The 16,820-nt window shown below is 40.9% G+C and carries 8 protein-coding genes; all 8 read left to right on the top strand.

Annotated elements, in window-relative coordinates; all coding sequences use genetic code 11:
* Positions 1-110 precede the first annotated feature (110 nt).
* The 8 genes from nhaC (at position 111) to L1266_RS01870 (ending at position 16,712) form a co-directional block, all read left to right on the top strand.
* Positions 111-1,592, top strand: coding sequence for a Na+/H+ antiporter NhaC (gene nhaC, locus L1266_RS01905; RefSeq protein ID WP_235376702.1), 1,482 nt, complete (start codon positions 111-113; stop codon positions 1,590-1,592).
* A gap of 41 nt (positions 1,593-1,633) precedes the next feature.
* Entirely contained in the window at positions 1,634-4,228 is a 2,595-nt protein-coding gene (pepN, locus tag L1266_RS01900) for an aminopeptidase N (protein WP_235376701.1), read from the top strand.
* Positions 4,228-4,449, top strand: coding sequence for a DUF2835 domain-containing protein (locus tag L1266_RS01895; RefSeq protein WP_082401568.1), 222 nt, complete (start codon positions 4,228-4,230; stop codon positions 4,447-4,449). Before pepN ends, L1266_RS01895 begins: the two co-directional genes overlap by 1 nt.
* A 298-nt stretch (positions 4,450-4,747) precedes the next feature.
* Positions 4,748-6,832, top strand: a complete 2,085-nt coding sequence (locus L1266_RS01890; RefSeq protein ID WP_054551392.1) for a DUF1302 domain-containing protein — start codon at positions 4,748-4,750, stop codon at positions 6,830-6,832.
* Between the two features lie 12 nt (positions 6,833-6,844).
* On the top strand, positions 6,845-8,209 hold the full coding sequence (locus L1266_RS01885) for a DUF1329 domain-containing protein (RefSeq protein WP_138600718.1): 1,365 nt from the start codon (positions 6,845-6,847) through the stop codon (positions 8,207-8,209).
* 123 nt (positions 8,210-8,332) lie between these two features.
* The gene (locus L1266_RS01880) at positions 8,333-9,337 is read left to right on the top strand and encodes a WD40/YVTN/BNR-like repeat-containing protein (RefSeq protein WP_138600646.1); all 1,005 of its coding nucleotides are present in this window, start codon (positions 8,333-8,335) and stop codon (positions 9,335-9,337) included.
* The gene (locus L1266_RS01875) at positions 9,337-11,661 is read left to right on the top strand and encodes an efflux RND transporter permease subunit (protein ID WP_054551390.1); all 2,325 of its coding nucleotides are present in this window, start codon (positions 9,337-9,339) and stop codon (positions 11,659-11,661) included. The genes L1266_RS01880 and L1266_RS01875 overlap by 1 nt, the downstream gene beginning before the upstream one ends.
* Positions 11,662-11,873: 212 nt before the next feature.
* Complete coding sequence (locus L1266_RS01870) at positions 11,874-16,712, top strand: NAD-glutamate dehydrogenase (protein ID WP_187489256.1); 4,839 nt, start codon at positions 11,874-11,876, stop codon at positions 16,710-16,712.
* Positions 16,713-16,820: the final 108 nt, after the last annotated feature.

Genomic DNA, 16,820 nt, shown 5'->3' with positions numbered 1-16,820 from the left:
GTTAGATTGGTATAATCACAAAATCTGGCTGCATAAGGCCACTGAAGTTTTGCGTCAAAGCTTACAATAATAATTAAACACGCCACATAAGACGTGTAGGAGACTATCTTTTGAATTCAATTGAAGAGAAGCCAATTAAACTGGCCAGTTTTTTAGATGCCTTAATCCCAATTACTGTGCTCGTGTGCCTACTAGGCGCTGCTGTTTATTTATTCGGTGATAACTCATCATCTGGTCCTAACCAAATCGCTTTATTATTCGCTACATTTACCGCGGCATTAATTGGCTTAAAAAATGGTTACACCTGGAAGAAACTAGAACAAGCCATGATTGAGGGGATCACCTTATCCCTTGGAGCAATCATTATACTGTTAATGGTGGGTGCCTTAATCGGTACTTGGCTGTTATCAGGAACTGTACCCACTCTAATTTACTATGGCTTACAAATTATCAATCCTAGCTGGTTCTATGCCGCTAGCTGCTTGATTTGTGGCATTGTGGCTATGAGTATTGGTAGCTCTTGGACCACAGCTGCGACTATCGGTGTGGCGTTATTAGGTGTTGCAACTGGTCTTGGTCTTGAACAAGTTGTTACAGCAGGCGCGGTCATTTCTGGTGCCTACTTTGGTGATAAATTAAGCCCGCTTTCTGAAACAACAAACCTAGCGCCAGCAGTGGCTGGGGCTGATTTATTTGAGCATATTCATCACATGCTTTGGACTACGGTGCCAAGCTTCATTATTGCGTTAATTATTTTTATCTTTATGGGCTTTAATGCCGGTGGTTCAACAGAAGCGGGCCGTATTGATGAAATCGTTAATTTATTAGAGCAAAACTTTAATATTGGTTTTGAAATGCTAGTGCCACTGGTGGTGTTGTTGTTTTTAGCAATTCGTAAGATGCCAGCTTTCCCAGCTATTTCAATTGGTGCGGTGTTAGGTGCAATTTGGGCTATGTTATTTCAATCTGATTTAATCAATAGCCAAATTGATGCATCACAAGGCCAAGCAATTGGTTACTTCAAATTAGTTTGGACAACGTTCTTTGATGGTTTCAGCATCGACACTGGCGATGAAAAAATGGATTCATTATTGAGCGGTGGTGGTATGGCTGGCATGTTAACAACAACTTGGCTGATTATGACGGCCTTGATGTTTGGCGCTATCATGGAAAAAACTGGCTTACTTGATATGTTCGTTAAGAGCATCTTAAAAATTGCTAAAAGCACGGGCTCTCTTATCACAGCAACGATTGCAACGTGTATTGGTACCAATGCGGTTGCAGCTGACCAATATATCGCGATTGTCGTTCCTGGACGTATGTTTAAAGACGAATATGAAAAACGCGGTTTAAAGCCTGTAAATTTATCTCGCACATTAGAAGATGGTGGCACAATTACTAGCCCACTTATTCCTTGGAATACCTGTGGTGCTTACATGCAAAGTGTTTTACTAATCAATCCATTTGACTATGCAATGTACGCGTTCTTTAATTTAATTAATCCATTCTTAGCGGTTGTTTATGCCTATTTTGGTATTAAAATTTTACGTATTACCCCAAAACATCTTAAACAAGAAGCTAACGCCGAATAAACTATATAGGCCCTGCTAAGCAGGGCCATTTGGAGTCAGTAATGTCTGCTACGAGTAAACCTCAAGCTCAATATTTAAAAGATTACCAAGCCCCACAATTCTCAATCCAGCACATCGATTTACGCTTCGAATTAGCCCCTTTAAAAACATCAGTGCAGTCAACCATGACAATCAATCGTACCGATGAAAGCAATGCAGATCTTTTGCTAGATGGTGTTGATTTAACGCTAATTTCATTGATGGTTGATGACAAAGCGTATGATGATTACACGCTTGAAGATGAAAAGCTGATCATTCATAACCTGCCTGAAAGCTTTATTCTGAAAATTGAAAACCATATTGATCCGCAAACGAATACCTCTCTAGAAGGTTTGTACTTGTCGGGTGGTGCTTATTGTACTCAATGTGAGGCTGAAGGTTTTAGAAAGATTACCTATTACCTTGACCGCCCAGACGTACTTGCCAGCTTTGATGTCACTATTATTGCCGACAAAAAGTACACTCACTTGCTGTCCAATGGTAACCAAGTTGAATCAGGTAACTTAGATGACGGTCGTCATTTTGTAAAATGGCAAGACCCATATAAAAAGCCTAGCTACTTATTTGCATTAGTCGCCGGTGATTTTGACGTATTACGTGACCATTACACGACGCAGTCTGGACGAAAAGTTGAATTAGCTTTGTTTGTTGATAAAGGTAATTTATCAAAAACGCCTCATGCCATGACATCTCTTAAGAAATCAATGCAATGGGATGAAGAGCGCTTTAACCTTGAATACGATTTAGATATTTACATGATTGTTGCCGTTGATTTCTTCAACATGGGCGCAATGGAAAATAAAGGCCTGAATATCTTTAACTCTAAATGTGTTCTTGCAAATCAAGAAACAGCCACAGACAAAGATTACCATACGATTGAATCTATTGTAGGGCACGAGTACTTCCATAACTGGACCGGCAACCGTGTGACTTGCCGTGACTGGTTCCAACTGTCGTTAAAAGAAGGCTTAACGGTTTTCCGTGACCAAGAGTTTAGTAGCGACTTAGGTTCACGTGCGCTTAATCGTATTGATGCCGTTAAAGTCATGCGTACTCATCAGTTTAGTGAAGATGCAGGGCCGATGGCGCACCCAATTCGCCCAGAAAAAGTCATTGAAATGAATAACTTTTATACAGTGACTGTGTATGACAAAGGAGCTGAAGTTATTCGTATGATGCACACCTTACTTGGAGAAGAAAAGTTCCAACAAGGCATGGCATTGTATTTCGAGCGCCATGACGGACAAGCAGTTACTTGTGATGATTTTGTTGCAGCCATGAGTGATGCGTCTGGCATTGATTTAACACAATTTAAGCGTTGGTATAGTCAAGCGGGTACACCTAAGCTCAATGTAGAGCAGGCGTATGATGAGCAAAACCAGACTTTCACATTAAGCATTGAGCAGTTTGCACCTGATAATCAGCCTAACAATGCCTTACTGCACATTCCTTTTGCTATTGAGCTTTTAGATAGTGAAGGGCAGTCATTACCTCTTGTGATTGATAATCAGCCGCAAGATTCTGTATTGAATGTCACTGAAAAAACGCAGCAGTTTGTTTTCGAAGGTATTAAACAGCGCCCAGTAGCAGTGCTACTCGAAGATTTCTCTGCACCATGTATTGTTAATCAAAATACATCTGCCGCTGATCTGTTACATATTATGCGTTTTGCTCGCAGTGACTTTTCACGTTGGGATGCTCAGCAGCGTTTATTTACTAATGAAATGAAAGCAGCGATTGCCAGTGGTGAAGCTTGCTTATCTGATGATATCTTGTCGGCATTAAAGCTACTAGTTGATAATCGTGAAGGTGACCTTGCATTGATTGCGGAGCTGTTAAAACTGCCTAGCTACGATACTCTTGCAGCAGAATATGCCGTCATCCCTGTTGATGACATTATTGCTGTACAAAATGCATTTGAATCGCAAATTGCCAACTTCCTAACAGAATCATTGGTTAATTGTTATAACGTGCTTGAAGATGATGGTTCAACATCCGCTACAGCCGTTGCAGTGCGTGCTCTTAAGCAACTTTGTTTATACTATTTAGCGAAAACAAATCACAGCGATGTTAATAGCCTCATCAGAGAGTCAGCCCACAGTAATAATATGACCAATGCCCTTGCTGCATTAAGTGCTGTTGTAAAAGCAAATCACTCACTATGTGATACGCTTTTAACAGAGTTTGATGCTAAATGGCGTCATGATGTACTCGTTATGGATAAATGGTTTGCACTGCAAGCGATGAAAGATTCAGCAACGAGTATCAGCGATATCAAAGCGCTTTATGATCATCCAAGTTTTGACTTTGGTAACCCTAACCGTGTGCGTGCTTTGGTTGGTAGCTTTAGTCACTTTAATATCACTCAGTTCCACCGAGCTGATGGTGAAGGGTACCAGCTATTAGGTGACTTATTAGTGAAACTAAATGATATTAACCCGCAAAATGCATCGCGCATGCTGACACCTTTTATGTCATGGAAACGCTATGATGAAAATCGTTCAGCGGCAATGAAAGCACAATTGCAACGTTTAGCTGATTTAGATGGCCTTAGTGATGATCTGTTTGAAAAAGTAGAGAAAGCACTCGAAAGTTAATGACAGAATATTATTTTGCCTTGTATCTGAGTTACTCAGAGTGTCTTGATTACTATCATGGTAAATATAAATCTGTGCAAGTTACAGAGGATGGTGGTAAGACAGTTCGCTTTGACGCTCACCATTTGCGTCCTTTTATTTCTTCGCTAGGAATAAGAGGGCGCTTTAGGTTGACATTAACGGCTGAAAATCAGTTTTTAAAACTCGAGAAAATTAGTTAAAAAAGCAGCTACGGCTGCTTTTTTTTGATGATTTTTCATAAAAAACACTAATTTTATCTATCCCCAATTCGCTAAATTTATTATATTTTTGTTAATTCGATTTGTTCTATTGTTAATTTACGTGTATAAATTATCTGGTATGACGTCTTACCAATACGTAAACGTCACATTTTTAAATAAATATTAACCGATTAGACGCGTTCTATATTGTAATTTTACTGTTTCGCTTCTATCGTTAGAAAGATACTAAAAACAACAATTTGATCACAAAACAACCCGTTACAGGGGGATGAACACAATGATAAAACGATCGCTTTTTGTTAAAAACAAAATAGCTTTGGGGCTTGCAGCAGCAACACTAGGTCTCTCAAGCACATCTTTGCACGCGGCTAATTTCGAGTTAGGTGACTTTGACATACGTTTTGACTCTAACTTTTCTTATGGTCAAAGCATTCGTGTTGAAGATCGAGACTTTCAACACATAGGTAAAAGTAATAATCCATCATTTGATTGGACGGGTTATCACTCAGCTCTAAACCCTATTTATTCTTCAGCTGATGTTTGGAACCAACCAGGTGCTTACTCAAATAATGGTGATGCCGGAAACTTAAACTTTGATAGTGGAGATTCATTCTCAAAGTTATTAAAAGGCACTCATGAGCTTTCTATCAGTAAAGATAACTTTGGTTTCTTCACTCGCTTTATGTACTTTTATGATTTTGCCTTAATGGATGGTGACTTTGCTTATACCAATCCAACGTCGGGTAAAAAAGTTGACCCTTGTGATGATGACGACACTAAAGAACAAGTATGTGCTGATTTACGTTTACTTGACGCCTATGTTTGGGCAAATTTTGATTTAAATGAAGGCCGTAACCCACTGTCTATTCGTTTAGGCCAACAGGTTGTGAACTGGGGTGAGAGTACTTTGATTTCTCATGGTATTAACGTTAACCCTGTTGATATCGATCGTTTAAAAGCGCCAGGTGCAGAGTTAAAAGAAGCTTTCATACCTGTTGGTATGCTTTGGGCATCACTAGGCATCACAGATAACTTAACGCTAGAAGGTTTCTACCAATATGAATGGCATGAAACACGCCTTCCAGCGGCTGGTACTTACTTCTCGACGAACGATTTCGCGTCAGAAAATGGCTATCAGCAGAATATTCAATTAGGCTTCACGTCTAACCCAGATATCGATTTAGCATTCTTAACAGAAAGCTTAAATAATTTAGATGATATTGTTCGCTCGCAAGGTGTTGACCCTACATCAGCACAAGGCATAGCGATGATGTCGCAAATGTATCTCGCTTACCCAACCAAAGTTGCGTTGAAAGGTAAGGGCGGTGCAGGTAAAAATGAACCTGATGATGGTGGTCAATACGGTTTACGCTTGGGTATGTTTTTACCTGAGTTAAACGATACTGAAGTAGCGTTATACCACATTAACTACCATAGCCGTCGTCCTGTGATTTCAGGCCAGGTATCAAACTTCACTGATGCGGCAATCGCTGCTGATATCGGTATGTTATTAACAACAGATATCACTGAAGATAATGTAACTAGTTTACAAGCATTTACCAAAGGCCAGCTAGAATACCCAGAAGACATTAAGCTTTATGGCTTGAGCTTCAATACATCAATTGGTGAAACGGCTTTTTCTGGTGAATTTGCTTTCCGTCAAGATGAGCCTCTGCAAATTGATGACGTAGAGTTACTTTACGCGGGTATGCCAGAGCAATTGGCTGTTGCAGGTATTCGCCCTGATTTTGCAGGTATTTCGCAAATGAGTCCGGGTGATGCAACTAGCGTTGTAGGTCCTGGTGAAGTAGCACAAGGATTTATTCTTCGTAACACTGCTCAATTACAATTTACTGCAACACACTTATTTGGTCCATCATTAGGTGCTGATAGCTGGGCGGTAGTTGGTGAAGTTGGTGGCGTTAGAATTAACGATATGCCGGATTATGACGAGCTCCGTTTAAACGTTTCCGGTACTGGTCGAAGCGGCATTATGCAAGGCCCATTAAGTGATGATTATTCAACACTTCACCTAGGTCTGTCTAATGGTCCTGAAACAAACCCATTCCCAACAGCGTCTGCATGGGGCTATCGCCTTATCGCTAAGGGTGATTACTACAATATTTTTAGTGGCGTAAACTTCTCACCTCGTTTTGTTTTCTCACACGATGTGAATGGTATTACACCAGATCCAATGTATTTATTTATTGAAGACCGTAAATCACTCGGTGTTACTATGAACTTCAATTACCAAAATGCGTGGTCATTCGACTTTAGCTACAACTCATTCTGGGGTGGTGGCGCGACGAATACTTTCTCTGATCGCGATTATGTTTCATTTAATATTAAATATTCAATCTAAGGGTAAATTATGATTATTAGAAAACCTACCCTCATTGCTGCAGCGTTTTGCGGCGTTTTCGCAAGCTCAAGTGTACTTGCAAAAATTACCGCTGATGAAGCGGCACGTTTAGGCAGTGATTTAACGCCAATTGGCGCTGAAAAAGCAGCGAATAAAGACGGTTCTATTCCAGCTTGGGATGGTGGTATCACAACACCGCCAGCAGGTTACAAACCGGGTATGCACCATCCAGATCCATATGCTGATGATAAAATTTTATTCACGATTGATAAATCGAACGTTGCCCAGTACAAAGACTACTTGAGCCCAGGTCAAATTGAATTATTCAATACCTATCCTGATACGTTCAAAATGAACATTTACCCAACCCGTCGTAGTGCGTCATATCCACAGTTTGTATATGATGCAACTAAAAAATATGCGACGACAGCTGAATTAGTTGAAGGTGGTAACGGTATTAAAAATACCGCTGTGGGTGTACCTTTCCCAATTCCTAAAGATGGTTTAGAAGCTATTTGGAACCACTTGTTGCGATTCCGTGGCCTATCAATTGAACGTTCTGGTGGTCAAGCTGCACCGACAGCCTCTGGTTCATATAACTATGTAGGTTTTGATGAGCAACTGTTAGTTGAGTACTCATCACCTGAAGCAACACCTGAGAAGCTTCAAGAATCTAATATCTTGTTTAAGTTTAAGCAAAAGGTAACTGAGCCTGCTCGTCTTGCCGGTACTGCGTTATTAGTACATGAAACGATGGATCAAATTTTAACACCACGCCAAGCATGGACATATAATTCAGGCCAGCGTCGTGTTCGTCGTGCACCAAATGTTGCCTACGATGCACCGGGAACAGCAGCTGATAGCTTACGTACGACTGATGACTTTGATATGTTCAATGGTTCTCCGAATCGTTACAACTGGACATTAAAAGGTAAGCAAGAACTTTATATTCCTTATAACAGCTACAAGCTTCACAGCGACAAACTAAGCTACGATGATATTCTACAAGCAGGTCATATCAACCCTGAGCATGTTCGTTATGAAAAACACCGTGTTTGGGTGGTTGAAGCGAACCTAAAAGAGGGCACGCGTCATATTTATAAGAAACGTGTCTTTTATATTGACGAGGATAGCTGGCAAGTACATGTAGCGGATATCTATGATAACCGTGATCAAATGTATCGTGTAGCGATGGCACATGGTCTTAACTACTATGAAGTACCAACTCATTGGAGTACGTTAGAAGTTTATCATGACCTTAACTCTCGTCGTTATTTAGCAATTGGTTTAGATAACCAAGAAAAAATGTATGATTTCTCACAATCATTCAACGATAACGAGTTTACTTCAAGCGCATTACGCCGCGAAGGTCGTTAATCCATTTAAGGCACCTGACTCCAGGTGCCTTTTGCAATTCGCGTAAGTCATCAGTACACGCATTAGGTTTCCCAGTGACTTTTTTGACTTCTCTTTTTATTTTTTCGAAGGCGATTTATCTTTATGAAGTATTTGCTTTATGCCTGTCTTGCTTATAGTGCTTCATGTTTTGCTCAAGACATGCCTATGCCGCAACAAGCCATTAGCGCTGTTAACGCAAACAAAACTCTTCTCACCGACATTGAACTAGCTGGCCCAAATCTCATTGCAGTTGGCAAACACGGTGTGGTTATCACAAGTACAGACGCTCAAACCTGGCAACAAGCCAGTGTGCCTACTCAAGTGCTGCTAACAGCCGTTGATTTTTATAATAGCGATTTAGGTTGGGCATGTGGCCATGATGCTACCATCATCAATACCGTAGATGCAGGTAAAACGTGGCAATTACAGCAATCATTACCAAACATGGATAAGCCATGTTTAGACATTTTATTTACTACAGACAAACAAGGGTATGCAGTCGGTGCATATGGAATGTTTTATGAAACTAACGATGGTGGCCAAACTTGGCAGAAACGTTTTTTAGATAGCCTGTTATTTGAAGAAGACCGTGAATACCTCAATGATTTAAAAGACAGTGACCCAGAAGGCTATGAAATTGAAACTGCTTCAATACTGCCGCACTTTAATCGCATCGTTAAAACCGATGAGAGTCTATTTCTAGCCGGTGAAATGGGTTTAATGGCACAAAGTGTCGACAATGGTCAAACCTGGCAGCGTCTTGAGGAGATATATATGGGCTCTTTCTTTACGTTTGCGTCAACTGCGGATCAAGGTGGGGAAGACCTAGTTGCAGGCCTTCGAGGCAACATTTTCACTCGCCAAGCAGGCAGCGAACAGTGGCAACAAATACCACACGACAATTATGCAACCGTAAATAGCGCGATTAAATACAACAACCAGTGGTTATTATTTGCTAACAGCGGGGTGATTTTCCAAATTGAGGATGGCCAATTATCAGAACAACAAATGGCCGATGGTAAATCGTTACTTGATGGTGTTGTGTTTCAAGACAAACTAGTTATGGCTTCAGAAAATGGCATTAAAGTGAAGGAGTTGAATCCGTAATGCGTGGTTTTTTAGATATTTTAGAAAGAGCGGTGTTTCGTCATCGCTTATTCGCAATTATTTCCTTTGCTTTGATCACTTGTTTCTTATTATTCAAAGCAACACAAATTCAATTAGACGCGTCGTTTAATAAAAATATTCCGCTTAATCATGACTACATGAAAGTTTACACCAAACATGAAAAACAGTTTGGCGGCGCTAACAGCATTTTAATTTCTGTCTGTGATGCAGATGGTGATATTTTTAATGAGGAATTTTTCACCCAACTTAAAGCAGTTCATGATCAGCTTTACTTTATTCCGGGTGTAAATCGCCCGTTAGTTAATTCAATCTTCGCACCGAGTGCGCGTTTTGTTGAAGTAGTTGAAGATGGTTTTGCTGGCGGTCCAATTATTCCGGCAAACTTCACTGCTGATAAACGTGGTCTTGCGGTTGTAAAAGAAAACATCGAAAAAGCAAAAGTCGTTGGCCGTATGATTGCCAGTGACTATTCGTGTGCAATGGTAACCGCTCAGCTACTTGAGACTGATCCACAAACGCAAGAAAAACTCGACACTTTAGCATTTGCAGAAAAGCTAGAAACACAAGTTCGTGAACCGCTCAGTACTGACAAGGTTAGTATTCATATTATCGGTTTTGCGAAAATGGCAGGGGATGTCGCAGAGGGCGCTAAGGGCGTACTGCTATTCTTTGCTATTGCCATTGCTTTCACATTTGTGATGGTTTGGCTGTTCTGCCACTCTTTAAAACTGACAATTTTACCGATTGCCTGTTCAATCATTGCCGTTGTTTGGCAGTTAGGCTTGCTCTCAAGCTTAGGTTTTGGTCTAGACCCAATGTCAATTTTAGTGCCGTTTTTAGTGTTTGCGATTGGTGTAAGCCATGGCGTGCAAATGATCAATGACATCGGCAAAAAAGTGTCTACGGGTAGTTCAACTCGGGTTTGCTGTCAGGCAAGCTTTAGAGCACTTCTGATCCCGGGTGGTATTGCACTGCTATCAGACACAATTGGTTTTTTAACCTTACTCACCATTGATATTGGTATTATCCGTGAACTTGCTATCACCGCAAGTTTGGGTGTAGCGGTAATTATTTTCACTAATTTAATTTTATTACCTGTATGGGCATCCTACATGCGCTTTGAAGGCTCTGTGCATATTCAAGCAGGTACTCACACAGACAAACCAAATCTACTAGACAAGTTACGCGAGCTATTAGTAAAAGCCACAGATCGTAAAACGGCAGGTTTTATTATCGTCTTTACGGCTGTGTTATTTGCAGTGGGTTACTGGCAAGCTGACAAAATGCGTATTGGTGACTTACATGCTGGTGCGCCATCTTTGCACCAAGATGCCCGCTATAACCAAGACACCTTTTTGATTTCTGATAAATACACTATTTCTTCAGATATCCTAAAAGTGATTGTAGAAGCGTATCCTGCTGCGTGTACGGAGCATGATGTTATGGAGCGTATTAGTCGTTTCCAATGGCAGATGGAAAACGTTGCCGGGGTACAATCGGCTGTGAGCTTAAGCTCAGTTGCGCAATCTGTGAACGCCGGCTTCAACGAAGGTAACTTAAAATGGCAAAGCCTGCCGCGCAATACGGCAAGTTTAGTGCAAGCTACTTCACGGGTTGAAACAAGCTCAGGTTTACTTGATGGAAACTGCTCTGTAATGCCAGTGATTATTTTCTTAAATGATCACAAAGCAGAAACGATTGACCATGTGGTAGCGAAAGTTAAAGAGTTTGCTAAGGCAGAAGAAACCGATGAATTAAAGTTTAAGCTAGCGTCAGGCCCTGTCGGTGTTATGGCCGCAACGAACGAATCGGTATCAGCTGCACAGCTACCTATGATGCTTTACGTTTACGGCGCCGTAATCCTGCTATGCTTAATTAGCTTTAGAAGTGTTAAGGCAACGGTCGCGGTTGTATTACCTCTGTACATCGTATCAACCTTAGCGCAAGCGTTGATGGTACAACTTGAAATAGGTTTAACAGTGTCGACATTACCAGTTATCGCTTTAGGTGTTGGTATTGGTGTCGATTACGGGATTTACATACTTTCATCAATGATGGGGCAGCTAAAACAAGGTGTGGCACTGGAAGTCGCTTATCGTAATGCATTAGCAGAGCGAGGTAGTGCAGTGCTGTTCACAGGTATTACCTTAGCCATTGGTGTTAGCACATGGATTTTCTCTGATCTGAAGTTCCAAGTGGATATGGGTATTCTTTTAACCTTCATGTTTTTGGTTAACATGTTGGGTGCAGTACTACTTTTACCTGCAATTGGTAGCTTCCTCTGGACTGACCAGAAAAAATAATGTGAATAATTGTGCTCCGATATGGCCAGTAATGGCCATTTATATCTATATTTTGTGAATAGATGACCAAATAGCTGAAAAGCTTAAAATGATTTCATCGAAAAGGCTGTTTATTAGCTGTAAAAGAGTTAGAATTTACCTGACTCCACGCTAATAAATGGCTGTACAAATATTCTACTAATCGATAAGTAGTATAGATTAAGGAACATACAATGACACGAAATGAAGGGCAAGCCTCGGTTATCTTAGATAATGTCTGTAAGCTGATCCAGAAAAAAGTTCACGCTGATAATGTGTTACTCGTTGAGAAATTCGCCAAAGCCTTGTACAGCAATATGTCTAAAGAGGATTTGGCTCATCGCAACGATAGTGACTTATATGGCGCTGCACTAAGCCTATGGAACTCGCTAGAAAAAAATAATTCTGATGACGCGGTTGTCCGTGTTTTCAATCCTGAAGTAGCAAAAGATGGCTGGCAGTCATCGCACACTATTGTTGAAATCATCGCGAAAGACATGCCTTTCCTCGTTGATTCTGTGCGCATGGCTATGACTCGCGCAAACATCGCTTCTCACTTATTACTTCACTCTCCGCTGAAAATCCAACGTGATAAAAATGCTAAAATCACCGGTATTTCAAGCTTAAAAGCAGAGCAAGAATCAACGTCGACAAAAACTGTGTTCTTTATCGAGATTGATCGTCAAACAGATGCAAAAGTAATTGAGTCTTTCAAAAAAGAACTTGAGTCTGTGTTAGTTGACGTATCTATCGCTGTAGAAGATTGGCAGCCAATTCGTGAAAAGCTTATTGCGGTAACGAAAGACTTACCAAAACGCCACCATAACAATAACGAAAGCGAAGTTGCAGAAACGGTAGAGTTTTTAGATTGGTTAGCTAAAGATAACTTTACGCTAATGGGTTACCGTGAGTATGAACTTTCGCCAGTGCAGGGTGATTACCAGTTAAAAGGTAAAAAAGGTACCAGCCTTGGTCTTATGAAAAACACAGACGAAGAGCATAGCCGTTTACTTTCTGAGTTACCTGAAGTAGCGCGCCAAGAAGCCCGTAGCAGCAACTTATTAATTTTAACGAAAACAAATTCAGTGTCACGTGTACATCGTCCAGCGTATATCGATTATGTAGGTATTAAGCGTTTTGATGATGAGGGCAATGTAATTGGTGAAGACCGCTTCCTTGGTTTGTTCTCATCAAGCTTTTACAACAACAGCGCCGCTGATGTACCTGTACTGAAAAGTAAGATTAACCGCATTATGGAAATGTGTGACTTTGCAAAAGGCACCCATGCATACAAAGCGGTATTAAATATTTTAGAAACGTATCCACGTGATGAACTTGTACAAGCACGTGAAGCTGAACTACTTGAAGTTGCCATGGGCGTATTACAAGTACAAGAGCGTGATATGTGCCGTATTTTTGTGCGTAAAGACGCATATGGCCGTTTCTTCTCTTGCATGGTTTATGTACCGCGTGAGCGCTATAACACAGCACTACGTCGTGAAACGCAACGTATCTTAGCCAATGCATTTAATTCTGACGATAAAGTCGAATTTACTACTTTCTTCTCTGAGTCAACATTAGCCCGTACACATTACACGGTGCGTGTGACTGACAATAATATTGAATATAACGTGAAAGACATCGAAAACAACCTAATTGAAGCTGCCCGTACTTGGGAAGATAGACTCCAATCTGCACTACTTGAAAGCGCAGGTGAAGCACGCGGTAAAGAATTAAACCGTAAATATGCACAAGCGTTTGCAAGTGCGTATAAAGATCAGGTTTTACCAAGTGCAGCGGTTGTTGATATTGAAAAGCTAGAACTTCTGAATGACGAGAACAAACTAGAAATGTTGTTCTACCGTCCACAAGAAGAAGCAAACACTAATGTTGTTCGTTTAAGCTTATTCCATAAAGATGAGCCAATCCACCTGTCTGACGTTATGCCAATGTTAGAAAACTTTGGTTTACGCGTAGTTGGTGAAACACCTTACTCAGTGAAAACGACTGACGGTAAAGTTAATTGGATCATGGATTTCACCATGCTAATTGACAACAAGGGCATTGCTGATTTTGATAAAGTGTCAGCGCGTTTCCGTGCAGCGTTAACGAACGTGTGGAATAACCGTTTAGAAAATGATGGCTTCAACCGTTTAGTATTAATGGGTGGCTTAACAGGTCGTGAAGCGTCTATTCTTCGTGCCTACGCTAAATACATGCGTCAAATTGGTGTAACTTTCTCGCAAACTTACATCGAAAGCACATTTGCAAATTACCCACACATTGCATCGCAAATCGTTAACTTATTCACTAAAAAGTTCTCAGTTAAGAACCCAGGTAGTGAAAAGACACTTGAGAAGCTAGTTGCACAAGTTAATCTTGAGCTTGAAAACGTGGCAAACCTAGATGATGATCGTATCATTCGTTTATACGTTGATATGATCAATGCAACTCTTAGAACGAACTTCTTCCAAAAAGAAGCGGATGGCCAATTTAAGTCATACGTATCGTTCAAGGTTCAGCCTTCTATGATCCCTGAAATGCCATTACCTCTGCCTGCGTTTGAGATCTTTGTATACTCGCCGCGCGTTGAAGGTGTGCATTTACGTGGTGGTAAAGTTGCTCGTGGTGGTTTACGTTGGTCAGACCGTCGTGAAGACTTCCGTACTGAAGTACTGGGTCTTGTTAAAGCGCAACAAGTTAAAAATACGGTTATCGTGCCAGTCGGTTCGAAAGGTGGCTTCGTATGTAAACAGCTACCGACAGACCGTGAAGCATTCTTCAAAGAAGGCCAAGAGTGCTACAAGATTTTCATCCGTGGTCTATTAGATATCACAGATAACATTGAACGTGGTGAGATTGTGCCACCAGTTGATGTTGTTCGTCATGATGAAGATGACCCGTACTTAGTTGTTGCTGCCGATAAGGGTACTGCGACTTTCTCTGATATCGCAAACGGCATCGCAAATGAATATAACTTCTGGCTAGGTGATGCATTCGCATCAGGTGGCTCAGTAGGTTACGACCACAAGAAAATGGGTATCACTGCTAAAGGTGCGTGGGAATCTGTTAAACGTCATTTCCGTGAAATGGATATTGACTGTCAAACAACTGATTTCACTGTTGTAGCAATCGGCGATATGGCGGGTGACGTATTTGGTAATGGTATGTTGCTTTCTAAGCACATTCGCTTACAAGTAGCGTTTAACCACATGCATATCTTTGTTGATCCAAACCCAGATGCAGCGACATCTTACCCAGAGCGTGAGCGTTTATTTAATCTACCGCGTTCTTCTTGGGAAGATTACAACAAAGACCTTATTTCACAAGGTGGTGGCATTTTCTCTCGTGCGGCTAAATCAATTAGCTTAAGCCCAGAAATGAAGAAAATGCTTGGCACTAAGAAAGCAAGCATGACACCTAACGAGTTAATCAAAGCGGCTCTAATGATGGAGTTTGATTTACTTTGGAATGGTGGTATCGGTACTTACATCAAGAACTCTAAAGAGACTGATGCTGATGTGGGTGACCGCGCGAATGATGCGCTACGTATTAACGGTTCTGAGCTTGGTGCGAAGATCTTAGGTGAGGGCGGTAACTTAGGTGCAACTCAATTAGGTCGTATCGAATTTGCTGCTAAAGGCGGTCGCGTTAACACTGACTTCATCGATAACGTAGGTGGTGTTGCGTGTTCAGATAACGAAGTAAACATCAAAATCTTACTTAATGGTCTAGTTGCTGAAGGTGACTTAACACGTAAACAGCGTGATGAGTTACTTTATTCAATGACTGATGAAGTGTCTGAGTTAGTATTAAAAGACTGTTATCGTCAAACGCATACCTTATCGATTACTCAATCAAAAGGTACATCAACGCTTAAAGAAAAAGTACGTTTCATCCATGCCCTTGAAAAAGATGGCAAGCTTAACCGTGCAATCGAGTTCATCCCAACGGATGAAGAACTTGCAGAGCGCGCAGCAGCGGGTAAAGATTTAACTCGTCCAGAGCTTTCTGTACTTGTTTCTTACGCGAAGATGGTATTAAAAGAGTCTCTAGTGGTTGATGAAATCACTGAAAACCCTTACTACCGTCAGTTATTAGTTAAGTCGTTCCCAGTGCCACTTCGTGAGAAGTTCAACGATGCAATGGATAACCACCCACTTCGTAAAGAGATTATCGCAACGAAACTTGCAAATAACATCGTTAACGATATGGGTCTTAACTTCATGATTCGTATGCACGAAGAAACAGGTGCTAACGAAGCTGAAATCGCACTTTGTTACTCAATTGCAAAAGAAGTGTTCCAGATGCCAGAAACATGGTCATCAATTGTTGCACTTGATAATAAGATCCCAGCAGCTGTACAAACAGAAATGCTATATCAATTACGTCGTACGGTTCGTCGTGCAACACGTTGGTTCTTACGTCATCGCAATAAAGCTCAAACGATTGAACAAGCAATTGAATTCTTTGCACCAACATTTGCTGATTTAAGTGAAAACTTAAACAGCTACATGGTTGAAAAAGAAAGCGATCGCCTAGTTAAAGCGGCAGAGAAGCTAATTGACAGCAATGTACCAAAAGCACTTGCAACACGTATTGTGTCACTATCAAGCTTATTCTCTGTAATGGACTTAGCTGAAATCGCAGATAATTCAGAGCGTAGTATTGATATGGTTTCTAACACCTACTTCAAGCTTGGTGCGCGTATGGGCTTACATTGGTTCCTTGACCAAATCACCAACCAACCTGTTGCGAACCACTGGCAAGCACTTGCTCGTGCTTCATACCGTGAAGAGTTGGATTGGCAACAACGCACATTATCAGCTGTGGTACTTAATAGCTTTGCTGCAGACAGCAAAGACATTGATGCACAAATTGATGAGTGGATGGATAACCAAGATCTACTATTACAACGTTGGAAGCAGATGCTATCTGAGTTCAAAACATCGCAAAGCCATGATTTTGCGAAATTCTCAGTGGCACTTCGTGAACTAATGTTGTTAAGCCACAACTGTGACACTTCCAAATAAGTGAAAAGTCGTTAAAATACATACCCCAGCTCGCTGGGGTATTTTTTTGCCCTTAATTTGCAATGGTCCGTTTATAAACGGCTACCTTGTTTATTTTTACCTAAGGAA

Source organism: Pseudoalteromonas sp. Cn5-37 (assembly GCF_021532495.1).
In the GTDB taxonomy this organism is placed as follows: Bacteria; Pseudomonadota; Gammaproteobacteria; order Enterobacterales; family Alteromonadaceae; genus Pseudoalteromonas; species Pseudoalteromonas simplex.
The sequence above is the reverse complement of the archived record's forward strand: the minus strand, read 5'-3'. Positions and strand labels throughout refer to the sequence as shown.